We start from the raw sequence: 25,622 nt of genomic DNA on the forward strand, positions 1-25,622 counted from the left end.
GTGAAAACGATCCGGGACGGTCAGTGTTGCTCTGACAGCGGCATGCCTGGAGTGCCCGCGTAAAAGACCAGAAGCTCAACCGGGGTGTCTCCGGTAATGCCGCGATGTTCAGTGCCCACCATCTCGGCCAGGGTTTGTCCCTGCCTTAAGGTCCGTGTGACCCCGCTGCTGCGGGCTTCAACGGTTAGCTCACCCGAAACGATGTAGGCGGCGTTAGGCATGGGGTGGGTGTGCCATGGCAGTTGTGTATGGGCGGGGATTTTCAGGCGTATCAGCGTGATTTGCGGCGGGCCGGACGGGTAGGCTTTGTAGGGCGCGCCGTCCCATGATTCGCTGCGTTCAAGCAAGACCTCTTTCTCGATCTGTGTTGCAACCTTTGCCTGGGTGCCGCAGCCCAGCAACGACAAACCTATCCCTGCTGCAATCAAGCATTTGAAGATGTCCATGGTCCATCCTGTTCTGTGAGTGAACGCTCAGGCTATGGCTGTGGGCTCAGGTGAGGATGCAGGACGGTTCCTCAAATCAAGTAGGTCGAACGCATAGTTCGGCGGTGGCACGGATCATCGCCAGTTGGCGCAGCGGATCGTTCAGTGGCTCATGCACGGCGTCGGTCAGCCACTGTGGGCACTGCGGGTCGGTGCGCTGCGGGGTGAAGTCAGCCAATTGCTGCAGCAGGCGTTTTTGCAATTCGTCCAACTGCGGACGGATCTGCTTCACCAAGTCCAGGCGCGGATCGTCAGGCGCCTTGCCCTGGAATTGCCAGTCGGACAGGTGGGTGTACTGCACCAGTTTGTTCGCTTCGATCTGCGCCGAGAAAAACTGCTCGACGGCGGCAGGCGCCAATTTGTAGCTCGGTGCCTGGGCTACGACGCTGGCGATCACTTCCTGTTCGCGCTTTTTGTCCTCTACAGGCTTTTTACTGTCCCATTTGCTCAGGGCGACCTGGTCAGCGATCTCCAGGCGTTCGGCGATGCTGTTGAGCAGAGGTTCGAGTGTGGGTGGCGCGGCGGATGCACAAGTGCTGACTAGCAGTAGGGCTAATGCAAGTCGATGTTTCAATGGAGATCTCCTTGTAGGAGCGGGCTTGCCCGCGATGGCGGTGGGTCAGTCATACACCAGGAGACAGGGAGTGCGCTATCCCAGACAAAAGAAGACCTCCCGAAGGAGGTCTTTTTTTCATCACGCTACATTGAGCAGCGCTACCGGATCAGCAGCTGTAGTACAGCTCGTATTCCAGTGGGTGTACGAAGGTGCGGACCTTGATTTCTTCTTCGCTTTTCAGAGCGATGTAGGCATCGATGAAGTCGTCGCTGAACACGCCGCCTTTGGTCAGGAACGCACGGCCCTTGTCCAGCTCTTCCAGGGCTTCTTTCAGGCTGCCGCACACTTGTGGGATCTCTTTGGCCTCTTCAGGCGGCAGGTCGTACAAGTTCTTGTCGGCGGCGTCGCCTGGGTGGATCTTGTTCTGGATGCCGTCCAGGCCAGCCATAAGCAGTGCAGCGAAGCCCAGGTACGGGTTGGCTGCTGGATCCGGGAAGCGCGCTTCGATACGGCGAGCGCGAGGGCTGGACACGTAAGGAATACGGATCGAAGCGGAACGGTTACGCGCCGAGTAGGCCAGCATCACTGGAGCTTCGAAGCCTGGGACCAGACGCTTGTAGGAGTTGGTCGACGGGTTGGTGAAGCCGTTCAGGGCCTTACCGTGCTTGATGATACCGCCGATGAAGTACAGGGCGGTGTCGGACAGGCCGGCATACCCTTCGCCAGCGAAGGTGTTCTTGCCATCTTTGGCGATGGACAGGTGAACGTGCATACCCGAACCGTTATCGCCATACAGAGGCTTAGGCATGAAGGTAGCGGTACGGCCATAGGCAACGGCAGTGTTGTGTACGCAGTACTTCAGGGTCTGTACTTCGTCAGCCTTGGCAACCAGGGTGTTGAACTTCACACCGATTTCGTTCTGACCGGCAGTGGCCACTTCGTGGTGGTGCACTTCGATGACCAGGCCCATGTCTTCCATGGCGTTGCACATGGAGGTACGGATTTCGTGGTCGTGGTCGAACGGCGGAACTGGGAAGTAACCCCCTTTGATACCTGGACGGTGGCCATGGTTGCCGCCTTCCACGTCCTGGTCAGACATCCAGGAGCCTTGTTCGGAGTAGATCTTGAACATGGAACCGGAGATGTCGGACTTGAACTTGACCTGGTCGAAGATGAAGAATTCTGGCTCCGGGCCCACGAATACGGTGTCACCGATACCGGTCGACTTCAGGTATTCCTCGGCGCGCTTGGCGATCGCACGTGGGTCGCGGTCGTAGCCTTGCATGGTCGAGGGCTCGATCACGTCGCAGACCAGGATCAGGGTCGGCTCTTCGGTGAATGGGTCCAGCACGGCGGTGCTGTCGTCCGGCATCAGGATCATGTCGGAGGCTTCAATGCCTTTCCAGCCAGCGATGGAGGAACCGTCGAACATTTTGCCTTCTTCGAAGAAAGCTTCATCCAGCGCGTCGCGAGCCGGCATGGTCACGTGGTGCTGAGTGCCTTTGGTGTCCGTGAAGCGCAGATCAATCCATTTAACGTCATGATCTTTGATGAGTTGAACCGACTTCGACATAGTGTCCTCCGGGTGGCTTCGGGCTGGGGTAGTGGAGTTAGCCCTAAGAATGTGGGTGATGCCGGCGCGGATACTCCGCCATGGCAACCTGCCTCACAAGAGAGCAAATTGCATGCCAGTGCGCCAACATGGGTTTTCTGCTCCAAAAACGACCCTATAAAGGTGCATTGCGACAAATGCCCAAAAATAGCGCACCGCAATGTAGCGTAAGGGTGCGTAAATGCACCTCTTTAGTGCGTGGTGCGTGCGATGCATATTAACTGGTTAAACCTTGAGCGATTTCCGCTATAATCCGCGCCCCCCTTTTTCAGCAGGCCCGGCGCGCGCTGTTTCCATGAAATTAATCGTTAAAGTCTTCCCCGAGATCACCATCAAAAGCCGACCCGTACGGACGCGTTTCATCCGTCAGTTGGCCAAGAACATCCGTGCCGTGCTCCGCGATCTGGACCCGGCTGTGGTGGTGAACGGCGTGTGGGATAACCTCGAGCTGGAAACCCGTATCACCGAGCCCAAAGCCTTGAAGGACATGACCGAGCGCCTGAGCTGCATGCCGGGCATCGCGCATTTCCTGCAGGTCGATGAGTACCCGCTGGGCGACTTCGACGACATCACCGAGAAGTGCAAACAGCACTACGGCGACTCGCTTACCGGCAAGCTCTTTTCGGTGCGCTGCAAGCGTGCCGGCAAGCACAGCTTCAGCTCCATGGATGTCGAAAAGTATGTCGGCAGCAAGCTGCGTCGCGAGTGCGGCGCAGCCGGAATTTCCCTGAAAGCGCCGCAAATTGAAGTGCGCATGGAAATTCGCGACCAACGGTTGTTTGTGATCCACAGCCAGCACAACAGCATCGGCGGCTACCCGCTGGGCGCCCTGGAACAGACCCTGGTATTGATGTCCGGCGGTTTCGATTCCACCGTTGCCGCTTACCAGATCATGCGCCGCGGCCTGATGAGTCACTTCTGCTTCTTTAATCTGGGCGGGCGTGCACACGAATTGGGCGTGATGGAAGTCGCGCACTTTATCTGGAAGAAGTACGGCAGCTCCCAACGCGTGCTATTTGTGAGCGTACCGTTCGAGGAAGTGCTGGGGGAAATTCTCGGCAAAGTCGATAACGGTCATATGGGCGTGGTATTGAAGCGTATGATGTTGCGCGCTGCCTCGCGGATCGCCGACAAGTTGCAGATCGACGCACTGGTAACCGGTGAGGCGATCTCCCAGGTGTCCAGCCAGACGCTGCCGAACCTGTCGATCATCGATTGCGTCACCGAGAAGCTGGTGCTGCGCCCGCTGGTCGCCAGCCACAAGCAGGACATCATCGACCTGGCAGAACAGATCGGTACAGCCGACTTTGCCAAACACATGCCCGAGTATTGCGGGGTCATTTCTGTGAACCCCAAGACCCACGCCAAGCGCCACCGCGTGGAGCATGAAGAGAAAGAATTCGACATGGCGATTCTGGAGCGTGCGCTCGAGAACGCCAAGCTGGTTCCGATCGATCGCGTGATCGACGAATTGGGCCAGGATGTAAAGATCGAAGAAGTCAGCGAAGCCCTGGCCGGCCAGATCGTCATCGACATCCGTCACCCGGACGCCGCTGAAGATGAGCCGCTGGACATCGCCGGCATCGACGTACAAACGCTGCCGTTCTATGCATTGAATGCGCGTTTCAAGGAACTGGATAACAGCCGTCAGTACCTGCTGTATTGCGACAAAGGCGTGATGAGTCGCCTGCATGCCCACCATTTGCTCAGTGAGGGGCATGCCAATGTGCGCGTTTATCGACCGAGCTAAGAGCCCGGGGCTGTTTGCCTGTGGCCTGCGTCACCGGCCCCCCGACTCTGCCGTCAAGCTGTAACGGCAAGGCCTGACTCTACTGTAAATCGCTGCCACGACCTGTCAGCACACCGAATCCTCTGATCGAGATACACAAGTGATCGAAAATCTACGTAACATCGCCATCATTGCTCACGTTGACCATGGTAAAACCACCCTGGTAGACAAACTCCTGCGTCAATCCGGCACCCTGGAGCGCAACGAGCTCAACGACGAGCGCGTGATGGACTCCAACGACCAGGAAAAAGAGCGCGGTATTACCATCCTGGCAAAAAACACCGCTATCAACTGGAACGGCTACCACATCAACATCGTGGACACCCCGGGCCACGCCGACTTCGGCGGCGAAGTAGAACGCGTAATGTCGATGGTTGACTCCGTTCTGCTGCTGGTTGATGCCCAAGACGGCCCTATGCCGCAAACCCGTTTCGTGACCAAGAAGGCGTTCGAAGCCGGCCTGCGTCCGATCGTGTGCATCAACAAGGTTGACCGTCCAGGCGCGCGTCCGGACTGGGTTCTGGACCAGATCTTCGACCTGTTCGACAACCTGGGCGCCACCGAAGAACAGCTGGACTTCAAAGTCGTCTACGCCTCGGCCCTGAACGGCATTGCCGGTCTGGACCACACCGACATGGCTGAAGACATGACCCCGCTGTACCAGTCGATCGTCGACAACGTACCTGCGCCGGCTGTTGACCGTGACGGTCCGTTCCAGATGCAGATCTCCGCACTGGACTACAACAGCTTCCTGGGTGTTATCGGCGTTGGCCGTATCGCTCGTGGTCGCGTCAAGCCGAACACCCCGGTTGTTGCCATCGGCGCCGACGGCAAGAAGCGTAACGGTCGTATCCTGAAGCTGATGGGTCACCACGGTCTGCACCGTATCGACGTTGAAGAAGCTGCAGCTGGCGACATCGTGTGCATCAGCGGCATGGACTCGCTGTTCATCTCCGACACCCTGTGCCACCCGGACGCGGTCGAAGCGATGAAGCCTCTGACTGTTGACGAGCCAACCGTTTCCATGACCTTCCAGGTAAACGACTCGCCTTTCTGCGGTAAAGAAGGCAAGTTCGTGACCTCCCGTAACATCAAGGAGCGTCTGGACAAAGAGCTGCTGTACAACGTTGCTTTGCGCGTTGAAGAAGGCGACTCGGCTGACAAGTTCAAGGTTTCCGGCCGTGGTGAGCTGCACCTCTCGGTACTGATCGAAACCATGCGTCGCGAAGGCTTCGAAATGGGCGTTGGTCGTCCGGAAGTGATCATCCGTCAGGTTGACGGCGTGAAGCAGGAACCGTTCGAAAACGTCACCATCGACACCCCTGAAGAATCCCAGGGCAAGGTGATGGAAGAGATGGGGCTGCGTAAAGGCGACCTGACCAACATGGTGCCGGATGGCAAAGGCCGTGTGCGTCTGGAATACAACATCCCTGCGCGTGGTCTGATCGGTTTCCGTAACCAGTTCCTGACCCTGACCAACGGTGCTGGCATCCTGACCTCGATCTTTGATCGCTACGACACCATGAAGTCCGGCGACATGTCCGGCCGTCAGAACGGTGTCCTTGTATCGGTAGAAACCGGCAAGGCACTGACCTACTCCCTGGAAACCCTCCAGGCACGTGGCAAGCTGTTCGTTGAACACGGTCAAGAGATCTACAACGGTCAGATCGTTGGTCTGAACAGCCGTGACAACGACATGGGCGTCAACCCAACCAAAGGCAAGAAGCTCGACAACATGCGTGCTTCGGGTAAAGACGAAACCATCGCTCTGGTACCACCTGTTCGCTTCACCCTGGAACAGGCCCTGGAATTCATCCAGGACGATGAATTGTGCGAAGTGACGCCTAAGTCCATTCGTCTGCGTAAGAAGATTCTTGACGAAGGCGAGCGTACCCGCGCTGCCAAGAAAGCCAAGAACTGAGTTAACTCAGGCTGAATGAAAAACGCCCCCGGTCGAAAGGCCGGGGGCGTTTTTTTGTGCCTGCATTTTGTGTGGTGGCTTTACTGGCTTCATCGGGGGCTTACCCGATGAGGCCCTTGAGAGCCCCGCAAAACTCGGATCAGAACTTATCGAGGGTCTTGAACTTGGTCTCGCGCACCACTTCCTTCGGCTTATACGCGCAATACCCCGGCCGCGGCCCGATTTTCGGGTGGTTGCGGCAGGTATCCGGACGCTTGTCATAAATAGTGCAGAAGCGCGTCTTACGATCCAGGTACAGGCAGTCGTTGTTGCTCATGCGCTGCAGAGTAAAAATCTCGGATTTGGAATTGAAGCGCTCGACGATGCCTTCTTTCTGCAACCGCTTGGCGATGTTCTTCGGCGGGTCGCCGCGCTCGAATTCATCGACGATACCAATGCGGATCAGGTCCTTGATCTTCACTTCGACCGGCAGCGTGCAGCAGCTCGACACGCAACCACCGCACATGTGCGCGGAATATTTCTGCCACGTTTCGAGACGGTCGAGTTCCGCGGCGGCGATCAGTTGAGGCTTCATCAAGGTTCCAGGGTGAGGCGGTATCAGGGCGCGCGATCATACCGGGATTGGTGCTTTTTTGAACAATATTTTGTGGGTTTCGGCCGGAAGGTTCGTTTCCATCCAAAGCAGGCACGGCCAATGCATTAAAACCCTGTAAAGGTAAATGCGTTAAAAAACTGCCGAACCAGAGCGTCTACCGTCTGTCAGACCGTCTAGGCTCTAGCAACTCCTTCTATCTCGCCCGAGGTCGCAATTGATGTCTCAGGAACCACTTGCACGAGAAGCAGAGGTAGCCGCATTCCGCGATGCCGTCTTGACCAAACTCACCTACGCGGTGGGCAAGGACCCGGATCACGCCTTCGACCATGACTGGTTCGAAGCCATTGCCCTGGCCGCCCGCGACCAGATGGTCGATCACTGGATGGATCACACCCGGCGTATTTACCGCAAAGGCCAGAAGCGCGTTTATTACCTTTCCCTGGAATTCCTCATCGGCCGCTTGCTCTATGACAGCTTGAGCAACCTCGGCGTGCTGGAAATTGCCCGCGAAGCCCTTTTGGAGCTGGGCGTCGACCTTGAACGCATCCGCTTGCTCGAGCCCGACGCGGCGCTTGGCAACGGCGGCCTGGGCCGTCTGGCGGCGTGCTTCATGGAAAGCATGTCGACCCTGGGCATTGCCGGCCATGGTTATGGCATTCGTTATGAGCACGGCTTGTTCCGCCAGGCGATTGTCGATGGCTGGCAGCAGGAACAGACCGAGCGCTGGCTGGATTTCGGCAACCCGTGGGAGTTTGAACGGGCCGAAGTGATCTACCCGATTGGCTTTGGCGGTAGCGTCGAAACTTTGGCGGACGCCTCCGGCAAAATGATCCAGGTGTGGTCGCCGAATGAAACCGTCCGTGCTGTTGCTTACGACACGCCGGTGGTCGGCTGGCGCGGAGCCAGCGTCAACACCTTGCGTTTGTGGCGTGCAAGGGCCGTGGAAGACCTGCATCTGGAGCGTTTCAACGCCGGTGACCACCTGGGAGCCGTCGCCGAAGTGGCACGTGCCGAAAGCATCTCCCGGGTGCTTTACCCGGCTGACAGCACCGAAGCAGGGCAGGAACTGCGCCTGCGCCAGGAATACTTCTTCGTCTCTGCATCGCTGCAGGATTTACTGCGCCGCCACAAGAATATGCACGGCTCGGTACTGAGCCTGGGCGAGCACGCCGCCATCCAGCTCAATGACACCCACCCGTCCATCGCCGTGGCCGAGTTGATGCGCCAACTGGTCGACCTGCACGACATTCCGTGGGAAGCCGCGTGGGATGTGACGGTTGAAACCCTTTCCTACACCAACCACACACTGCTGCCCGAGGCTTTGGAAACCTGGCCTGTGGGCCTGATGGAGCGCATGTTGCCACGGCACATGCAGATCATCTACCTGATCAACGCCCAGCACATCGACTCGCTGCGCGCCAAGGGCATCCACGACTTTGATGTGCTGCGTGCCGTGTCGCTGATCGAAGAAGACAACGGCCGCCGGGTGCGCATGGGCAACCTGGCATTCCTCGGCTCCCACAGCGTCAACGGCGTATCCGGCCTGCATACACAACTGATGCGCAGCACGGTGTTCTCCGAGTTGCACAAGCTGTACCCAGAGCGCATCAACAACAAAACCAACGGTATTACCTTCCGCCGCTGGCTGTACCAGGCCAACCCGAAGCTGACGTCCATGCTGGTGGAAGCGCTCGGCCCGGACATTCTCGACAAGCCCGAAGAGCGGCTGGTGGAGCTGGAGCCATTTGCCGAAAAACAGACGTTCCGCAAGGCGTTTGCCGAGCAACGCCTGCACAGTAAGCGTGCGCTGGCGGACATCATTCATGAGCGCCTGGGCATTGCGGTCAACCCGGCCGCGATGTTCGATGTGCAGGTCAAGCGTATCCACGAATACAAGCGCCAACTGCTTAACCTGCTGCACACCGTGGCGTTGTACCAGGCGATCCGGGCTGAGCCGGGCACCGACTGGGTGCCGCGCGTGAAGATCTTCTCGGGCAAGGCTGCCGCCAGTTATCACCAGGCCAAACTGATCATCAAGTTGACCAACGACATCGCCCGCACGGTCAACAACGACCCGACCGTGCGCGGTTTGCTCAAGGTGGTGTTCCTGCCCAACTACAACGTGAGCCTGGCGGAAAGCATCATTCCGGCGGCTGACTTGTCGGAGCAAATCTCCACCGCCGGCTTCGAAGCCTCGGGCACCAGCAACATGAAGTTCGGCCTCAACGGCGCGCTGACCATCGGCACCATGGACGGCGCCAACGTGGAAATGCACGAGCGTGTCGGCGCCGAGCACATGTTTATCTTCGGTCTCAGCGCGCAGCAGGTGGAAGCGCGTAAACACGCCGGTGAATTCAACGCCGGGCAGGACATTGCAGCATCCCATCGCCTTAACGATGTGCTGCAAGCGATCCGGGGCGGGGTGTTCTCGCCGGATGATCCGAGCCGCTATGTGGGGCTGATCGACGGGTTGATCGACTACGATCGCTTCCTGGTCTGTGCCGACTTTGATTCGTACTGGGACGCCCAGGCGCGGGTCGAGGCGCATTGGCATGATTCCAAGGCGTGGTGGCGTTCGGCGGTGCTGAATACGGCGCGGATGGGTTGGTTCTCGTCGGACCGGACGATCCGCGAGTACGCTACGGAGATCTGGAAAGCCCTCGACTAAACGCAGCAATTCCCTGTGGGAGCGGGCTTGCTCGCGAATGCGGTGTATCAGTCAGCGAATATGTCGACTGGAACACCGCATTCGCGAGCAAGCCCGCTCCCACATTGGTTCTGCGTCGATATACTGAGCGACGGTTTGCTTAGGGATATCGACCATGCAATGGATTTTCATGCTGATTGGCCTAGTGCTCGGCTGGACACTCGACGAGTCGTTCAGTGATGCGGGCATCGGTGCGCTGTTGGGTTTGGGCATTGGCCAGGCGATTCGCCTGGCGCAGTTGGCGGCCCAGGCAGACAAGCAGGCGCGTCAGTTGGAAACCACGCAGAAGTCGCTGATTGCGTTGGGCGAACGCCTGCGGCAGTTGGAGGTGCCCGCGCCCACTGGCAGTGTGATTGTCGAACCCTCCGTCCCTGAGCCAGCACCTGTCGTCAAGCCGCCCGAGCTGGTGTGGGAGCTGCCTGCCGAATTGGCACCTGTTGCCAGGGTCGCCGAACCGAGCCAGCCGCTGCCGGATGACGTGTGGGCTCCGACGCCCTCTCCTAAAAAGCCTGCAACCCCGCGCGGCCCTGGCCTGATCGAGCGCGCCATCAGCGGCGCGCGCAATTGGCTGTTTGGCGGCAACACCGTGCTGCGCGTCGGCGTGGTGCTGTTGTTCCTCGGCCTGGCGTTCCTGCTGCGTTATGCCACTGAAGGCATTGTGGTGCCGATCGAACTGCGTTACGCCGGTGTTGCCGCTGCTGCCTTGGGCTTGCTGGGTTTGGGCTGGTGGCTGCGGCTGCGTAACAGCAACTACGGCTTGATGCTGCAAGGCGCGGGCATTGCAGTGTTGTACCTCACGGTATTTGCGGCGATGCGTTTGCATCCGCTGATTGATCCCGGTGCCGCAATGGGGTTGCTGGTCGCCGTCACGGTATGTTCGGCGATCCTGGCGATCACCCAGGATGCGCTCGGCCTGGCCTGTGCGGCGGCGTTGGGCGGGTTTGCGGCACCGATCCTGGTGTCGACCGGCGTCGGTAGCCATGTGGCGCTGTTCAGCTACTTTGCGTTGCTCAACGCCGGCATCCTCACGATTGCCTGGTTCAAGGCCTGGCGTCTGCTGAACGTGATCGGTTTTGTGGGCACCTTTGGTATCGGTTTCGCCTGGGGCATGCGTTCCTACACGCCGGAGCTGTTGTGGAGTACCGAGCCGTTCCTGATCCTGTTTTTCCTGATGTACCTGGCTATCGGCCTGCTGTTTGCTCGGCGCAAATTGCTGGAATTCCCCGACGCCTCCGAGGGTGCCAGCCGTGGCGCGCAACTGCGCTCGTCGGCGGCCAGGGGGGATTATGTCGACGGTACCTTGTTATTCGGCCCGCCCCTGGTGGGCTTTGGCTTGCAGTTCGCACTGGTGCAACACCTTGAATTTGCTGCTGCGTTCAGCGCGCTGGGCCTAGGCATTATTTACATGGTATTGGCCCGTTTACTCAGTGGCGGGCGCGCCTTGCTCCTGACGGAAACGTGCCTGGCCCTGGGCGTGATTTTCGCCAGCCTGACTATTCCTTTGGGCCTCGACGCACGCTGGACGGCTGCGGCGTGGGCCGTCGAAGGCGCCGGGATTTTCTGGCTCGGTCTACGCCAACATCGACCCGTGGCGCGGGCGTTCGCCTTGTTGCTGCAACTGGGTTCGCTGCTGGCCTTCCTCAGCGAACTGCGCGATGGCCAGGACACTTTACTGCAGGGGCCGCCATTGGGGGCGCTGTTGCTGGGCGCGGCACTGTTGTTCAGCTTTTATCAACTACACAAAGCCGCGCCGGAACAGACCCGGCGTTGGGAGCGCCTCGGTGCTCCAGTGCTCGCCGTGCTTGGTCTGGGCTGCGCTTACCTGCTGGCGCCGCTGTTGTTTTCAACCCAAGGCAGCATCGTCGGTTGGGTTGTTGCTGGCCTTGCGACCTTGTGGGCGGGCCAGCGTATTGGCTCGCCAGTGGTCGTGCGCTGTGGCGTTGCTGTGCAGGTGCTTGCCGGTGCGCTGTTTGCGCTCGATCCCGTGAATAATGCCTGGACGCCGCTGATCATTGCCTTGGCGGCGATGCTCGGCGCCTGGCGCTTGCCCCGTGGCCGCTTGTCTGCAGGTCTGCTGGCGTGGGGCGTGGCCTGGTGGGCGTTGGCGGTGATCATTGAAGTGTGGCGCTTGGCACCTGCGGCCTTGCACGTTGCGCTGTTGCTGCTGGCGGTTGCGCTGAGCGGGGTGATCTGGACGGCACTGGCGCTGCGTTTGCGCTGGACGGCGTTGGGTATCGCCAGCACGTTGCTGATGCCAGCGGTGGGCCTCGTATTGTGGGGCGCGTGGACCGATTATTACCACCCGGCCGCGCAGTTCGGCTGGCTGGCCTGGCTGGCGGTGTTCGTGGTGCATTTCATCTCGCTACGACGTTTGGCCGCACTGGTGCCTGGAAAAGTCTTGGGCGCGGCTCACGTGCTGGGCTGCTGGATGCTGATCGGCGTGCTGGCGCTGGAGCTGCGTTACGGCTTGCTGTTGCTGTCGAGCGAATACAACGCCTGGCGTTGGTTGGGCTGGGCGATTCTGCCGAGCCTGTACCTGGTGCTGGCCGCCGCGCCGCGCAGCTGGCCGTGGCCCATTTCGGCATACCCAAGGGCATACCGTGTGCTCGCCGCACTGCCGCTGGCGGTGCTGATGCTCGGTTGGTTCTGGCTGGCGAACATCTTTAGTGACGGCACGGCCAAGCCGTTGCCTTATGTGCCGCTGCTCAACCCATTGGACCTGGGCCTGCTGTTTGCGCTGCTGGGCATTTACCTGTGGTCGCGCAGTGCAACGCCGCAGCGTGGGCCGCGCGTTGAATTGATCGCCCAGGGCGTGGCCGGCACCTCGCTGTTCGCCTTCTTTACCGCGCTGGTGATGCGTACCGCCCATCATTGGGGCGGCGTGCCGTTTTATTTGGAGGCGTTGCTGGAGTCCATGCTGGTGCAAGCGGGCCTGTCCATCATCTGGACCCTGATCGCCCTCAGCCTGATGATCGGCGGTCACCTGCGCCATCGTCGCGAAGTGTGGCTGATCGGCGCAGCCCTGATCGCCGTGGTGGTGGCCAAGCTGTTCTTTGTCGAGCTGAGTAACCGTGGCGGCTTGGCGCGGATCGTGTCGTTTATCGGCGTGGGCGGTTTGTTGCTGGTGGTGGGCTACTTTGCGCCGCTGCCGCCTAAACGCGTTGAAACTGAGGAGGCATCTTCTTGATGGGCAAGCTGAGTCTGAGTGGGTTGACGGTATGGATGCTGTGCTCGGCGGCGTTTGCTCAAGAACGTCCGGCTGACTTCACCACCCAGGTGCCGCTGGCCGTGAGCGGTACTGGCCCCTGGTACCGCCTGGAACTGCCGTTGGCCGTGCAATTGAACGCACGCCAGGCCGATCTCGGCGATGTGCGGGTGTTCAACGCCGCCGGTGAATCCCAGGCCTATGCATTGTCGCGCCAGTCCGCGCAGCGCACCGAGAATCGCAACGTTACCGACGTGAAATGGTTCCCGCTTTACGCCGCCGACACTGAGCAAGCCTTGCCCGACGTGGTGATGAAGGCCACCACCACAGGCACCCTGGTGCAAATCACCTCAGCCACTGCACCGACACCCGGCAAGCAAGTGCTGCGCGGCTGGGTGTTGGACGCCAGTGCGATAAAGGCGCCTTTGCAGCAATTGAGCCTGGACTGGAGCCATGAACAAGAGGGCTTCCAGCGTTTCAGCATTGAAGCCAGTGATGACTTGCAGCACTGGCGAGCCTGGGGCGATGGGCAGGTGGCGCGTTTGTCGTTCGCCGACGAACGGGTCGAGCAGCATGACGTGAGCCTGCCTGGGCAAGCAGCGCGTTACCTGCGCCTGGTCTGGCAAGGCCAGGAGGCGCCTTTGCTGACCTCTGCCCAGTTGGTGAGTGTCACCAGTAGCAGCGTGCCGCTGCCTTTGGTGTGGTCGCAACCCTTGGCGGGTACGCGGCTCAAGGCCGGGGAGTACAGCTGGCAGTTACCCGCGGGGCTGAGTCTAGAGCGGCTGCGCATCGAGTTGAAACAACCCAACACCTTGGCGCCCGTGATGCTGGCGGGGCGCAGGGACAGCAAGCAGGCCTGGCAACCCCTGAGCAATGGCGTGCTGTATCGCCTGACCCAGAATGGCCGGGACGTGGTGCAGGATGAATTGCAGCTGCCGGGCCAGATGGTTGCCGAGCTCAAGTTGGCCGTAGATGAGCGCGGTGGCGGCCTGGGTATCGAGGCACCGACGTTGCGTTTTGCGGTACGCGCCACGCAGTTGGTGTTTCTTGCGCGGGGTGAGCCGCCATTCACGCTGGCGCTGGGCAATGCGTCGGTCAAGGCGGCGAATCTTCCGCTCTCGACCCTGATTCCCGACTACAGCGCCGAGCGTCTCAAGATGCTAGGGCAGGCCTCGGTCACCGGGGAAATCGCCACTGCACCGCACGCGGTCGATAGTGGAACAGACTGGAAACAACTCGGCCTCTGGGCCGTATTGCTGCTCGGCGTGGCGGCACTGGGCGCCATGGCCTACAGTTTGCTGCGCAAGCCGTCGGTGGCACGTTAAATAAAGTCCATGAACTCTATTGGGTTTAAATCCTCTGATAGGAGGAAATACGCCCCGACTCGCGTTAAACTGCGCGGGTTTTCAAGCCCCCCATTTTCCGGAGCCTTACATGTCCCGCGTTACCTTGAGTCGCTATTTGATTGAGCAGACCCGCAGCAACAACACGCCTGCCGATCTGCGCTTCCTTATCGAAGTGGTGGCGCGTGCCTGCAAGGAAATCAGCCACGCCGTGTCCAAAGGTGCACTGGGTGGTGTCCTGGGCAGCATGGGCACCGAAAACGTGCAGGGCGAAGTGCAGAAGAAGCTCGACGTACTTTCCAACGAGATCCTCCTCGAAGCCAACGAATGGGGCGGTCACCTGGCCGGCATGGCGTCCGAAGAAATGGACAATGCCTACCAGATCCCCGGCAAATACCCGAAAGGCGCGTACCTGCTGGTGTTCGACCCACTGGACGGTTCGTCCAACATCGATATCAACGCACCGGTCGGCACCATCTTCTCGGTACTGCGTTGCCCGAACGAATACCTGAGCCAGAACGAAGCCCTGAACGAAAAGGCCTTCCTGCAGCCTGGCACCGAGCAGGTCGCTGCCGGTTACGCCATCTACGGCCCGCAGACCATGCTGGTACTGACCCTGGGCGACGGCGTCAAAGGCTTCACCCTGGACCGCGAAATGGGCAGCTTCGTACTGACCCACGAAGACATCTCCATCCCGGCTTCCACCCAGGAATTCGCGATCAACATGTCCAACCAGCGTCACTGGGAAGAACCGGTAAAGCGCTATGTCAACGAACTGATGGAAGGCGAAGAAGGCCCGTTGAAGAAAAACTTCAACATGCGCTGGGTGGCCGCGATGGTTGCCGACGTGCACCGCATCCTGACCCGTGGTGGCCTGTTCATGTACCCACGGGACAGCCGCGAGCCATCCAAGCCGGGCAAGCTGCGCCTGATGTACGAAGCCAACCCGATGTCGTTCCTGGTTGAGCAGGCGGGCGGTGCGTCCACCGATGGCCACCAGCGCATCCTCGACATCCAGCCTGAAGGCCTGCACCAGCGTGTGGCCGTGTTCCTGGGTTCGAAGGAAGAAGTTGAGCGTGTGACGGCCTATCACAAGAAGTAAGCTGCGGCGATAAGTGATCGGCGTTGTTGTGAGCCGTTTCACCCTTGAAGAAGCCCCGAAACGTTTCAGCGTTTTCGGGGCTTTTTTGTTTTCGTTCGTCGGGAACCAGACACCTCTTTTCCCTTCTAAGCTTCTGGCAGATACCCATGCTGCTTCGTCCCTCCAGGAGTTTTTCCATGTCGTTACGCCGTCTCGCTTTGCTGGCTTTTTGCGTGCTGTTGGCCGCTTGCAGCAAGGTCAATCAAGAAAACTACCAAAAATTGTCGGCTGGCATGGCCAAGGCAGAGGTGGAGTCTTTGCTGGGCAAGCCGACCGACTGTTCCGGCGCGCTGGGTATGTCCAGTTGCACCTGGGGCGATAAAAACAGCTTTATCAGCGTTCAATATGCCGGTGACAAGGTTCTGATGTTTTCCGGGCAAGGCCTGAAGTAAACCGGGGCGAGAGCCTGCGGGAGAAGAAGAATGATCCGTTTTGTTTTGTTCCTTTGTGCCAGCCTGTTTTTGGCAGGCTGCGCCAGCCATTCTGGCGATGATCTGCAACCCAAGACTGCAAGCAACGTCAACCTCAAACGTTACCAGGGCACCTGGTATGAGTTGGCTCGATTACCGATGTACTTCCAGCGCAACTGCGCGCAGTCCGAAGCCCGCTACACCCTGTTGCCCGACGGCGACATGTCGGTGTTCAACCGCTGCCTGACAACCGAATGGAAGTGGGAAGAAGCCAAGGGCACCGCTACCCCGCAAGTGCCGGGCAAGACCGACAAGCTATGGGTGGAATTCAATAACTGGTTTACCGCATTGTTGCCGGGCGTTGCCAAGGGCGATTACTGGGTATTGTATGTCAGTGATGACTACAAAACCGCGATTGTGGGCAGTCCGAGCCGGCGCTATATGTGGATATTGTCGCGCACGCCAACGGTCAGTGCGGACACCCGCGAAGACCTGCTGAGCAGGGCGCGTCAACAGGGATATGACACCACGCGGTTGATCTGGCGTACGTCGGACAAGCAGATGGCGAAGACCTCACAATAACGCTGAGTCAATGCGGACTAATATGTGGGAGCGGGCAAGCCCGCTCCCACCGTTTTAACCGAGCAACTCCTTCAATACGTGCGTGAAGGCCCGGCTGCTTTCCTCTTCACCAGCATGACGCCCATCGCGCACCACCCACTTGCCGTTGACCAGCACATCCCGCACCTGCCGATCCCCGCCGGCAAATAACCAGCGGTTGAGGATCCCATCCTCGGTCGCCGTGGCCAGGTACGGATCATTACCGTCCAGCACAATCCAATCTGCACGCTTGCCCACTTCCAGGCGACCAATCGGCTGGCCCAACGCCTGTGCGCCGCCGTCCAGCGCGGCGTCAAACAGCGTGCGACCCACCATAGGCTGGTCACTGCGATACAAGCGATTACGCCGCTGATCGCGCAGGCGCTGGCCGTATTCCAACCAGCGCAGCTCTTCTACCACGCTCAGTGACACATGACTGTCGGACCCGATACCCATACGCCCACTTTGAGCGAGAAAGTCCACCGCCGGGAAAATACCATCGCCGAGATTGGCCTCGGTGGTCAGGCACAAGCCGGCAATCGCGCGGCTCTTGGCCATGCGTGCGACTTCATCAGCATCGGCATGCGTGGCATGCACCAGGCACCAGCGCTCATCCACTTCAATGTTGTCATACAGCCATTGCAGCGGGCGCTTGCCGCTCCAGGCCAGACAGTCATCGACTTCCTTTTGCTGTTCGGCGATGTGGATATGCACCGGGCACGCCTTGTCGCTGGCGGCCAGCACGTCATTGATTTGCTCGGGCGTGACCGCGCGCAACGAGTGGAAACACAGCCCCAGCTGCTGTGCCGATTGCGCGGCGAGGATAGGTTTCAACTGCGCCTGCAGGTCCAGGTACTGTTCGGTACTGTTGATAAAGCGCCGCTGGCCTTCATTCGGTGCCTGGCCGCCAAACCCGGAGTGGGTGTAAAGCACAGGCACCAGTGTCAGACCAATCCCGCTGCCGACGGCCGCCTGGCTGATCTGCCGCGACAGTTCCGTTCGATCCGCATACGGCTGCCCACTGACGTCATGGTGCACATAGTGAAATTCGGCCACCGATGTGTATCCCACCTTGAGCATCTCGATGTACAGCTGGCGCGCGATTACCTGCAATTGGTCCGGGTTGATCTTGCCCACCATGCGATACATCAAGTCGCGCCATGTCCAGAAGCTGTCATTCGGGTTGCCGGCGACTTCCGCCAAACCGGCCATGGCACGCTGGAATGCGTGGGAATGCAGATTCGGCATGCCCGCTAAAACCGGGCCTCTCAGCCGTTCGGCAGCCTCTGCGCTGGCATCGGCCTCAACTTTTGTCAGCAGGCCCTCGGCGCTGACTTCAAGACGTACATCATTGGCCCATCCATTAGGCAGCAGCGCGCGTTCGGCAAAGAAAGCGGACATGATCAAGGCACCCCGTCGTGTGTTTGTTTGTATATACATATACAGACGTTTGCCTGCTCGGTAAACTCCGGCAATCTATGCATCTTTTCCCCCTGCAAGGATTCCCTGTGCCGACTCCGCCTGCCAAGTCTTCGCTGGCTGCCCACATGGACGAAAGTCCGGCGCCCTTGTATGCCCGCGTCAAACAGATGATCAGCCAGCAAATTCTCAACGGCAACTGGCCGCCCCATTACCGCGTGCCGTCCGAGAGCGAACTGGTCAGCCAGCTGGGTTTCAGCCGCATGACCATCAACCGCGCCCTGCGCGAACTCACCGCCGAAGGGTTGCTGGTGCGCATGCAAGGCGTCGGCACCTTTGTCGCCGAGCCCAAGAGCCAGTCTGCCCTGTTCGAAGTGCACAACATTGCCGATGAGATCGCCTCACGCGGCCATCGACACACGTGTCAGGTTATCCACCTGGGCGAAGAGGCTGCCGGTTCCGAGCGCGCCGTTGCCCTGGAGATGCGTGAAGGCGGGCGCGTTTTCCATTCCTTGATCGTGCACTTCGAAAACGATATCCCCGTGCAAATCGAAGACCGTTTCGTCAACGCCCTGGTCGCGCCGGAATACCTGCAGCAGGATTTCACCCAGCAAACGCCGTATGCCTACCTGAACCAGGTGGCACCGCTGACCGAAGGCGAGCACGTGGTCGAAGCTATCCTCGCCGACGCCGCCGAGTGCAAGTTGCTGCAGATTGAACCCACTGAACCGTGCCTTTTGATTCGCAGGCGTACCTGGTCGGGGCGCCAGCCGGTGACCGCCGCGCGTTTGATCCACCCTGGTTCCCGTCACAGCCTCGAAGGACGTTTCAGTAAATGAGTACCGTGAAAGTCTGGCGCGCCGCTGATTACATCCGCATGCCGTGGAAAAACGGCGGTGGCAGCACTGAAGAAATCACTCGTGATGCCGGCGCCGGGCTGGATGGCTTTGGCTGGCGCTTGTCGATAGCGGATATCGCGGAGTCGGGAGGTTTTTCCACCTTTGCGGGCTACCAGCGTGTGATCACTGTGATCAAAGGCGCGGGCATGGTGTTGACCGTGGATGGCGAGGAGCAGCGCGGGTTGTTACCGCTGCAACCCTTTGCGTTCAGGGGTGACAGCCAGGTGTCCTGCCGGCTTATCACTGGTCCGATCCGCGACTTCAATCTGATCTACTCGCCCCAGCGTTACCACGCACGGCTGCAGTGGATCGACGGTGTGCAGCGTTTTTTCAGCACGGCGCAGACCGTGTTGGTGTTCAGTGTCGCGGATGAGGTAAAGGTGCTAGACCAGAAGCTGGGCCATCACGATTGCCTGCAAGTGGACGGTAACACTGGCCTGTTGGACGTTTGCGTCGTGGGCCGCAGCTGCATCATCGAACTGACCGCACGCGGTTAAAAAATGTGGGAGCGGGCTTGCTCGCCCCCCCACATTTGTTTTGTGTTGAGCACAAATACTGTTTCTTGCCTCTGCACCAATTTGTTACCGAATGCCCCAGCGTGGCGCAAGGCCACGCTATCGTGACAAGTCTCCCCCGCAGCAAAACTCCTACGTAAGAAATTTCATTTAGTCTCAAAGCCCGATTTTTCCAGGCTTGCATGCCCATTCCAAAAAAATCCTGATGGCGTTGTCACAAAGTTGGCCGCTTGATTGCATATGCTTGTATGTACAAGTAGAGATGTGTGCGTAAGAGTCCACTTCGTACCAATCAAGTATGTGCATCAATCGCCGAGGAGTTTTTCGTGACTAAGCCAACCAAGTACCGTGACGTCGAAATCCGTGCCGCCCACGGTAACAAGCTCACTGCCAAAAGCTGGCTGACTGAAGCGCCGCTGCGCATGCTGATGAACAACCTCGACCCGCAAGTGGCCGAGAACCCGAAAGAACTGGTGGTGTACGGCGGTATCGGCCGTGCGGCGCGTAATTGGGAGTGCTACGACCAGATCGTCGAGAGCCTGACTAATCTGAATGACGACGAAACCCTGCTGGTGCAATCCGGCAAGCCGGTCGGCGTGTTCAAGACCCACAACAACGCCCCGCGTGTGCTGATCGCCAACTCCAACCTGGTGCCGCACTGGGCGAGCTGGGAACATTTCAACGAACTGGATGCCAAGGGCTTGGCCATGTACGGCCAGATGACTGCCGGCAGCTGGATCTACATCGGCAGCCAGGGCATCGTCCAGGGCACCTATGAGACCTTCGTCGAGGCCGGTCGCCAGCATTACGACAGCAACCTCAAAGGCCGTTGGGTGCTCACCGCCGGCCTCGGCGGCATGGGCGGTGCACAGCCTCTGGCCGCGACCCTGGCCGGTGCATGCTCGCTGAACATCGAGTGCCAGCAGGTCAGCATCGACTTCCGCCTGAACAGCCGGTATGTCGACGAGCAAGCCACCGACCTCGACGATGCCTTGGCGCGTATTGCCAAGTACACCAAGGAAGGCAAGGCTATCTCCATCGCCCTGCTGGGTAACGCCGCAGAAATCTTGCCGGAACTGGTCAAGCGTGGCGTGCGCCCGGACATGGTCACCGACCAGACCAGCGCCCACGACCCCCTCAATGGTTACCTGCCCGCCGGCTGGACCTGGGACGAATACCGCGCCCGCGCCAAGACCGAGCCGGCCGCCGTGATCAAGGCCGCCAAGCAGTCGATGGCCGTGCACGTCAAAGCCATGCTGGAATTCCAGAAGCAAGGCATCCCGACCTTCGACTACGGCAACAACATCCGCCAGATGGCCCAGGAAGAGGGCGTGGAAAACGCATTCGACTTTCCAGGTTTCGTACCGGCCTACATCCGCCCACTGTTCTGCCGTGGCATCGGCCCGTTCCGCTGGGCGGCACTGTCCGGCGACCCGCAAGACATCTACAAGACCGACGCCAAGGTCAAAGAGCTGATCCCGGACGACGCCCACTTGCACAACTGGCTGGACATGGCCCGCGAGCGCATCAGCTTCCAGGGTCTGCCGGCGCGTATCTGCTGGGTCGGCCTGGGCCAGCGCGCCAGGCTCGGCCTGGCGTTCAACGAGATGGTACGCAGCGGCGAGTTGTCGGCACCGGTGGTGATCGGCCGTGACCACCTCGACTCCGGCTCGGTGTCCAGCCCGAACCGCGAAACCGAAGCCATGCAGGACGGTTCCGACGCCGTGTCCGACTGGCCGCTGCTCAACGCCTTGCTCAACACCGCCAGCGGCGCGACCTGGGTTTCGCTGCACCACGGTGGTGGCGTAGGCATGGGCTTCTCCCAGCACTCCGGCATGGTGATCGTGTGCGACGGCACTGACGAAGCGGCTGAACGCATTGCCCGCGTCCTGCACAACGACCCGGCCACCGGGGTGATGCGTCACGCGGATGCCGGTTACCAAATCGCGATTGATTGCGCCAAAGAGCAGGGCCTCAATCTCCCGATGATCAAGTAACTAAATGTGGGAGCGGGCTTGCTCGCTCCCACATTTGATCTGCAGTGGACCAGAAAGCAATCCATCAGAGGTTGAACAACATGGCTGCAAATGACACCACCCCGTTGATCGAGAGACGTTCGATCGACTACATCCCGGAAGCGGAAAGACACGGTCGTCTATTTAGCCAGTTCACCCTGTGGATGGGTGCCAACCTGCAGATCACCGCAATTGTCACCGGGGCCTTGGCCGTGGTGCTGGGCGGTGATGTGTTCTGGTCGTTGATCGGCCTGTTGGTCGGTCAACTGATCGGTGGTGGCGTCATGGCTTTGCATGCGGCGCAAGGGCCCAAGCTCGGCCTGCCGCAGATGATTTCCAGCCGGGTGCAGTTCGGGGTGTACGGCGCGGCGATTCCGATCGTGCTGGTGTGCCTGATGTACCTGGGCTTCACCGCCACCGGCACCGTATTGTCCGGTCAGGCGCTGGGCCAGTTGTTCGGTGTCAGCGACAGCACCGGCATCCTGATCTTCGCCAGCGTCATCGTGCTGGTCACGGTGCTTGGTTACCGGGTGATCCACTTCATTGGCCGAGTGGCCAGCGTCATTGGCGTGATCGCCTTTGTCTACCTGTTCAGCCGTCTGATAGGCCAGACCGACGTTGGCGCACTCTTGCAGATACGCCACTTCAGTTGGAGCAGCTTCCTGCTGGCGGTGTCGCTCGCGGCCTCTTGGCAGATCGCATTCGGCCCTTACGTGGCGGACTACTCACGCTATCTGCCGAGCAAGACCTCTTCGGTGAAAACCTTTCTCGCCGCAGGTGCGGGTTCGGTGATTGGCGCGCAGGTGGCAATGATCCTCGGCGTGTTTGCCGCGGCCATGTCCAACGGGCAATTCGCCGGTCACGAAGTGGCCTACATCGTGGGCTTGAGTGGTACGGGAGCCACCGCTGCGCTGCTGTATTTCAGCATCGCGTTCGGCAAGGTCACCATCTCCACGCTCAACTCCTATGGCAGCTTTATGTGCATCGCGACCATCATCAGCGGCTTCCGGGGTCGCCTGGAGGTCACGCGTTTGCAGCGCCTGATGTTTGTGCTGGTGATTGTCGGCACTGCGACCTTGATCGCCTTGCTCGGCCAGCACTCGTTCCTCGGGGCGTTCAAGTCTTTCATCCTGTTCCTGTTGGCGTTTTTCACGCCCTGGAGCGCGATCAACCTGGTGGACTACTACTGCATCACCCGCGAGCGCTATGACGTGCCGGCGCTGGCCGATCCCAACGGCCGCTACGGTCGCTGGAACCTGCTGGGGATCAGCGTGTACGTGTTCGGCGTGCTGGTGCAATTGCCGTTCATCTCCACCAAGTTCTACACCGGCCCTTTGGTGGTCGCGCTGGGTGATGTGGACATTTCCTGGATCATCGGTCTGGTGCTGCCGGCCGCACTGTATTACCTGTGCGCAAAAAAATGGCACGGCACGGTGCCCGATCACCTGATCCTGCCAACAGAGCAGGGCGCTATACCAAGAGCAAACGGGCTGGCTGCACAAGCCTGATGGGACGTGGACAGGGCAGGATGCCTACTGACTGCCGTAATCCATTTCAAGATTGGGAGCGTCACAACAATGAAAATGCATAAGACCCTGATGGCCACCATGCTCTCTGCGGGTTTGCTGGCAAGTGCTGGCGCCCAGGCGGCCGGCTGGTGCGAATCCGGCAAGCCGGTGAAATTCGCAGGCCTGAACTGGGAAAGCGGCATGTTGCTCACCGACATCCTGCAAACCGTGCTGGAAAAAGGCTACGACTGCAAAACCGACAGCCTGCCGGGCAACTCCATCACCATGGAAAACGCCCTGAGCAGCAATGACATCCAGGTCTTCGCCGAAGAGTGGGTGGGCCGTAGTGAGGTCTGGAACAAGGCCGAGAAGGCCGGCAAAGTCGTCGGCGTCGGCGCCCCGGTGGTGGGTGCGATCGAGGGCTGGTACGTGCCGCGTTATGTGATCGAAGGCGACGCCAAGCGCAAGCTGGAACCCAAGGCGCCGGACCTGAAAAATATCGCTGACCTGGCCAAGTACGCCTCCGTGTTCAAGGACCAGGAAGAGCCGTCCAAAGGCCGATTCTACAACTGCCCTGCCGGTTGGACCTGCGAGCTGGACAACAGCGAGATGCTGAAAAGCTACGGCCTGGAAAATTCCTACACCAACTTTCGCCCAGGCACCGGCCCGGCGCTGGATGCGGCGGTGCTGTCGAGCTACAAGCGTGGCGAGCCGATCCTGTTCTACTACTGGTCGCCAACGCCGCTGATGGGCCAGGTTGACCTGGTCAAGCTGGAAGAAAAACCTGGTGTGGATAAAAGCGTGAGCATCAAGGTCGGCCTGTCCAAGACCTTCCACGAGCAAGCCCCGGAGCTGGTAGCCGTGCTGGAAAAGGTCAACCTGCCCATCGACCTGCTGAACCAGAACCTGGGCCGCATGGCCAAGGAGCGAATTGAGTCGCCAAAACTGGCGAAAATTTTCCTCAAGGAACATCCTGAAGTCTGGCACGCCTGGGTGAGCGACGACGCAGCCAAAAAAATCGACGCGGCCTTGTAGGTCAAGTCTGTCCGGCTACCCTGAGGGGCTAGTCGGACAGCCGGCCACAACCCACTGGATCGAGAGCACGATATGTTTCCTGAGAGTTTTACGTTTTCCATCGCCGACTGGGTCAACGGTTGGGTGGACTCATTGGTCACCAACTACGGTGATGTGTTTCGGCACATTTCCGACACCCTGTTATGGGCCATCGTCAACCTGGAAGGGGTGCTGCGCGCAGCGCCCTGGTGGCTGATGCTGGCCATTGTCGGCGGTGTCGCCTGGCACGCCACCCGCAAGGTGGTGACCACGGCGGTGATCGTCGGTTTGCTATTCCTCGTTGGCGCGGTTGGCCTGTGGGACAAGCTGATGCAGACCCTGGCCTTGATGATGGTGGCCACGGTGATCTCGGTGTTGATCGGCGTGCCGCTGGGCATCCTGTCGGCACGTAGCAATCGCTTGCGTTCGGTGCTGATGCCGCTGCTCGACATCATGCAGACCATGCCGAGTTTCGTGTACCTGATTCCGGTGCTGATGTTGTTCGGCCTGGGCAAGGTCCCGGCGATTTTCGCCACGGTGATCTACGCCGCGCCGCCGCTGATCCGCCTGACCGACTTAGGGATTCGTCAAGTCGACGGCGAAGTCATGGAAGCCATCAACGCCTTTGGTGCCAACCGCTGGCAGCAACTGTTCGGCGTGCAACTGCCGCTGGCGTTGCCGAGCATCATGGCCGGTATCAACCAGACCACCATGATGGCACTGTCGATGGTGGTGATCGCCTCGATGATCGGCGCCCGTGGCTTGGGCGAAGATGTCCTCGTCGGCATCCAGACCCTCAACGTCGGGCGTGGCCTTGAGGCTGGCCTGGCGATCGTGATTCTCGCAGTGGTCATTGACCGCATTACCCAGGCCTATGGTCGTCCACGGCATGAGGCGAGCAAATGACTACTGTCAGCAAAATCGAAGTTAAAAACGTGTTCAAGATCTTCGGCGCTCGCTCCAAGGACGCGCTGTCGCTGATCGGCCAAGGCAAGACCAAGGATCAGGTGCTGGCCGAGACCGGCTGCGTGGTTGGCGTGAACGATCTGTCCCTGAGCATCGGCACGGGCGAGATTTTCGTGATCATGGGTCTGTCGGGTTCCGGTAAGTCCACGTTGGTGCGCCACTTCAACCGCCTGATCGATCCTACCAGCGGCGCGATCCTGGTGGACGGCGAAGACATCCTGCAACTGGACATGGAAGCCCTGCGCCAATTCCGTCGGCACAAGATCAGCATGGTGTTCCAGAGCTTCGGCCTGCTGCCCCACAAGAGCGTGCTCGATAACGTCGCCTACGGCCTGAAAGTGCGCGGTGAAACCAAGCAGGTCTGCGCCGAACGCGCCCTGCACTGGATCGAAACCGTGGGCCTGAAGGGCTACGAAAACAAATACCCGCACCAGCTCTCCGGTGGCATGCGCCAGCGCGTCGGCCTGGCTCGCGCCTTGGCGGCCGACACCGACATCATCCTGATGGACGAGGCCTTCAGTGCTCTCGACCCGCTGATCCGCGCCGAGATGCAGGACCAGTTGCTGGAGCTGCAAAAGACCCTGCACAAAACCATCGTGTTCATCACCCACGACCTCGACGAGGCCGTGCGCATTGGTAACCGCATTGCGATCCTCAAGGACGGCAAGCTGATCCAGGTAGGTACGCCTCGGGAGATCCTGCATTCGCCGGCGGACGAGTATGTGGACCGGTTTGTTCAGCGGCGGGCGGCGGTGGTCTGATCCGGATTATGTGGTGATTTGGCTAGCCTCTTCGCGAGCAAGCCCGCTCCCACAGCGCCCCCTGTGAGAGCAGGCTTGCTCGCGAAGAGGCCGCTAAGGCTGCGAAAGAATTCAAGAAGGAA

20 protein-coding genes are annotated in these 25,622 nt (G+C 59.8%); 15 read left to right on the plus strand and 5 right to left on the minus strand.

Annotation, left to right across the window (positions count from 1 at the left end; genetic code table 11):
* Positions 1 to 20: 20 nt before the first annotated feature.
* The 3 genes from LVW35_RS01650 to glnA form a co-directional block, all read right to left on the minus strand.
* Positions 21 to 446 carry a cupin domain-containing protein gene (locus LVW35_RS01650; protein ID WP_233893401.1) on the minus strand — a complete coding sequence of 142 codons (426 nt, stop codon included), beginning with the start codon at positions 444 to 446 and terminating at the stop codon, positions 21 to 23.
* A gap of 76 nt (positions 447 to 522) precedes the next feature.
* Complete coding sequence (locus tag LVW35_RS01655; RefSeq protein ID WP_233893402.1) at positions 523 to 1,059, minus strand: chorismate mutase; 537 nt, start codon at positions 1,057 to 1,059, stop codon at positions 523 to 525.
* A 148-nt stretch (positions 1,060 to 1,207) separates the two neighbouring features.
* Complete coding sequence (glnA, locus tag LVW35_RS01660; protein ID WP_233893403.1) at positions 1,208 to 2,614, minus strand: type I glutamate--ammonia ligase; 1,407 nt, start codon at positions 2,612 to 2,614, stop codon at positions 1,208 to 1,210.
* A 334-nt stretch (positions 2,615 to 2,948) separates the two neighbouring features.
* Between glnA and thiI the strand changes: the two genes are divergently transcribed.
* Complete coding sequence (gene thiI / locus LVW35_RS01665; RefSeq protein WP_233893404.1) at positions 2,949 to 4,403, plus strand: tRNA uracil 4-sulfurtransferase ThiI; 1,455 nt, start codon at positions 2,949 to 2,951, stop codon at positions 4,401 to 4,403.
* Between the two features lie 139 nt (positions 4,404 to 4,542).
* Positions 4,543 to 6,363, plus strand: coding sequence for a translational GTPase TypA (gene typA, locus LVW35_RS01670; RefSeq protein ID WP_058423717.1), 1,821 nt, complete (start codon positions 4,543 to 4,545; stop codon positions 6,361 to 6,363).
* 139 nt (positions 6,364 to 6,502) lie between these two features.
* Here typA and LVW35_RS01675 read toward each other — a convergent pair whose 3' ends face one another.
* A complete protein-coding gene (locus LVW35_RS01675; protein WP_017529542.1) occupies positions 6,503 to 6,937 on the minus strand; it encodes a YkgJ family cysteine cluster protein in 435 nt (144 codons plus the stop codon).
* A gap of 238 nt (positions 6,938 to 7,175) precedes the next feature.
* Here LVW35_RS01675 and LVW35_RS01680 point away from each other — a divergent pair, with 238 nt between their 5' ends.
* From LVW35_RS01680 to LVW35_RS01705, 6 genes are all read left to right on the plus strand, one after another.
* Complete coding sequence (locus LVW35_RS01680) at positions 7,176 to 9,626, plus strand: glycogen/starch/alpha-glucan phosphorylase (protein ID WP_233893405.1); 2,451 nt, start codon at positions 7,176 to 7,178, stop codon at positions 9,624 to 9,626.
* A 154-nt stretch (positions 9,627 to 9,780) separates the two neighbouring features.
* Positions 9,781 to 12,852, plus strand: coding sequence for a DUF2339 domain-containing protein (locus LVW35_RS01685; protein ID WP_233893406.1), 3,072 nt, complete (start codon positions 9,781 to 9,783; stop codon positions 12,850 to 12,852).
* Complete coding sequence (locus LVW35_RS01690; RefSeq protein WP_233893408.1) at positions 12,852 to 14,195, plus strand: DUF3999 domain-containing protein; 1,344 nt, start codon at positions 12,852 to 12,854, stop codon at positions 14,193 to 14,195. Before LVW35_RS01685 ends, LVW35_RS01690 begins: the two co-directional genes overlap by 1 nt.
* A gap of 109 nt (positions 14,196 to 14,304) precedes the next feature.
* The gene (locus LVW35_RS01695) at positions 14,305 to 15,315 is read left to right on the plus strand and encodes a class 1 fructose-bisphosphatase (RefSeq protein WP_003187818.1); all 1,011 of its coding nucleotides are present in this window, start codon (positions 14,305 to 14,307) and stop codon (positions 15,313 to 15,315) included.
* 176 nt (positions 15,316 to 15,491) lie between these two features.
* A complete protein-coding gene (locus LVW35_RS01700) occupies positions 15,492 to 15,746 on the plus strand; it encodes a lipoprotein (protein WP_033897714.1) in 255 nt (84 codons plus the stop codon).
* Positions 15,747 to 15,776: 30 nt separating this feature from the next.
* Complete coding sequence (locus LVW35_RS01705) at positions 15,777 to 16,346, plus strand: lipocalin family protein (RefSeq protein ID WP_038841684.1); 570 nt, start codon at positions 15,777 to 15,779, stop codon at positions 16,344 to 16,346.
* A gap of 54 nt (positions 16,347 to 16,400) precedes the next feature.
* On the opposite strand, the gene LVW35_RS01710 is transcribed toward LVW35_RS01705, so the two are convergent.
* Positions 16,401 to 17,765, minus strand: coding sequence for a formimidoylglutamate deiminase (locus tag LVW35_RS01710; protein WP_233893409.1), 1,365 nt, complete (start codon positions 17,763 to 17,765; stop codon positions 16,401 to 16,403).
* Between the two features lie 146 nt (positions 17,766 to 17,911).
* Here LVW35_RS01710 and hutC point away from each other — a divergent pair, with 146 nt between their 5' ends.
* The 7 genes from hutC (at position 17,912) to LVW35_RS01745 (ending at position 25,500) form a co-directional block, all read left to right on the plus strand.
* Positions 17,912 to 18,622, plus strand: a complete 711-nt coding sequence (hutC, locus tag LVW35_RS01715; protein WP_232920667.1) for a histidine utilization repressor — start codon at positions 17,912 to 17,914, stop codon at positions 18,620 to 18,622.
* Positions 18,619 to 19,179: a HutD/Ves family protein gene (locus tag LVW35_RS01720; RefSeq protein ID WP_233893410.1), complete on the plus strand. Its 561-nt coding sequence runs from the start codon at positions 18,619 to 18,621 to the stop codon at positions 19,177 to 19,179. Before hutC ends, LVW35_RS01720 begins: the two co-directional genes overlap by 4 nt.
* A 344-nt stretch (positions 19,180 to 19,523) precedes the next feature.
* The gene (hutU, locus tag LVW35_RS01725; RefSeq protein ID WP_233893411.1) at positions 19,524 to 21,194 is read left to right on the plus strand and encodes a urocanate hydratase; all 1,671 of its coding nucleotides are present in this window, start codon (positions 19,524 to 19,526) and stop codon (positions 21,192 to 21,194) included.
* 80 nt (positions 21,195 to 21,274) lie between these two features.
* Positions 21,275 to 22,720 carry a purine-cytosine permease family protein gene (locus LVW35_RS01730; protein ID WP_233893412.1) on the plus strand — a complete coding sequence of 482 codons (1,446 nt, stop codon included), beginning with the start codon at positions 21,275 to 21,277 and terminating at the stop codon, positions 22,718 to 22,720.
* Between the two features lie 69 nt (positions 22,721 to 22,789).
* The gene (locus tag LVW35_RS01735) at positions 22,790 to 23,755 is read left to right on the plus strand and encodes an ABC transporter substrate-binding protein (RefSeq protein ID WP_233893413.1); all 966 of its coding nucleotides are present in this window, start codon (positions 22,790 to 22,792) and stop codon (positions 23,753 to 23,755) included.
* Between the two features lie 72 nt (positions 23,756 to 23,827).
* Positions 23,828 to 24,679, plus strand: a complete 852-nt coding sequence (locus LVW35_RS01740) for an ABC transporter permease (RefSeq protein WP_233893414.1) — start codon at positions 23,828 to 23,830, stop codon at positions 24,677 to 24,679.
* On the plus strand, positions 24,676 to 25,500 hold the full coding sequence (locus tag LVW35_RS01745) for a quaternary amine ABC transporter ATP-binding protein (RefSeq protein WP_050572407.1): 825 nt from the start codon (positions 24,676 to 24,678) through the stop codon (positions 25,498 to 25,500). Before LVW35_RS01740 ends, LVW35_RS01745 begins: the two co-directional genes overlap by 4 nt.
* Positions 25,501 to 25,622 lie beyond the last annotated feature (122 nt).

The organism is Pseudomonas sp. HN11 (assembly GCF_021390155.1).
GTDB lineage: Bacteria > Pseudomonadota > Gammaproteobacteria > Pseudomonadales > Pseudomonadaceae > Aquipseudomonas.

What these genes read in the sequence shown, in the direction of transcription:
- LVW35_RS01695 (WP_003187818.1), top strand. Translation starts at nt 14,305, where the DNA reads ATGTCCCGCGTTACCTTGAGTCGCTATTTGATTGAGCAGACCCGCAGC.
- thiI (WP_233893404.1), top strand. Translation starts at nt 2,949, where the DNA reads ATGAAATTAATCGTTAAAGTCTTCCCCGAGATCACCATCAAAAGCCGA.
- LVW35_RS01685 (WP_233893406.1), top strand. Translation starts at nt 9,781, where the DNA reads ATGCAATGGATTTTCATGCTGATTGGCCTAGTGCTCGGCTGGACACTC.
- LVW35_RS01650 (WP_233893401.1), bottom strand. Translation starts at nt 446, where the DNA reads ATGGACATCTTCAAATGCTTGATTGCAGCAGGGATAGGTTTGTCGTTG.
- LVW35_RS01690 (WP_233893408.1), top strand. Translation starts at nt 12,852, where the DNA reads ATGGGCAAGCTGAGTCTGAGTGGGTTGACGGTATGGATGCTGTGCTCG.
- LVW35_RS01740 (WP_233893414.1), top strand. Translation starts at nt 23,828, where the DNA reads ATGTTTCCTGAGAGTTTTACGTTTTCCATCGCCGACTGGGTCAACGGT.
- LVW35_RS01700 (WP_033897714.1), top strand. Translation starts at nt 15,492, where the DNA reads ATGTCGTTACGCCGTCTCGCTTTGCTGGCTTTTTGCGTGCTGTTGGCC.
- LVW35_RS01675 (WP_017529542.1), bottom strand. Translation starts at nt 6,937, where the DNA reads ATGAAGCCTCAACTGATCGCCGCCGCGGAACTCGACCGTCTCGAAACG.
- LVW35_RS01680 (WP_233893405.1), top strand. Translation starts at nt 7,176, where the DNA reads ATGTCTCAGGAACCACTTGCACGAGAAGCAGAGGTAGCCGCATTCCGC.
- LVW35_RS01730 (WP_233893412.1), top strand. Translation starts at nt 21,275, where the DNA reads ATGGCTGCAAATGACACCACCCCGTTGATCGAGAGACGTTCGATCGAC.
- LVW35_RS01745 (WP_050572407.1), top strand. Translation starts at nt 24,676, where the DNA reads ATGACTACTGTCAGCAAAATCGAAGTTAAAAACGTGTTCAAGATCTTC.
- LVW35_RS01735 (WP_233893413.1), top strand. Translation starts at nt 22,790, where the DNA reads ATGAAAATGCATAAGACCCTGATGGCCACCATGCTCTCTGCGGGTTTG.
- LVW35_RS01720 (WP_233893410.1), top strand. Translation starts at nt 18,619, where the DNA reads ATGAGTACCGTGAAAGTCTGGCGCGCCGCTGATTACATCCGCATGCCG.
- glnA (WP_233893403.1), bottom strand. Translation starts at nt 2,614, where the DNA reads ATGTCGAAGTCGGTTCAACTCATCAAAGATCATGACGTTAAATGGATT.
- hutC (WP_232920667.1), top strand. Translation starts at nt 17,912, where the DNA reads ATGGACGAAAGTCCGGCGCCCTTGTATGCCCGCGTCAAACAGATGATC.
- LVW35_RS01710 (WP_233893409.1), bottom strand. Translation starts at nt 17,765, where the DNA reads ATGTCCGCTTTCTTTGCCGAACGCGCGCTGCTGCCTAATGGATGGGCC.
- LVW35_RS01705 (WP_038841684.1), top strand. Translation starts at nt 15,777, where the DNA reads ATGATCCGTTTTGTTTTGTTCCTTTGTGCCAGCCTGTTTTTGGCAGGC.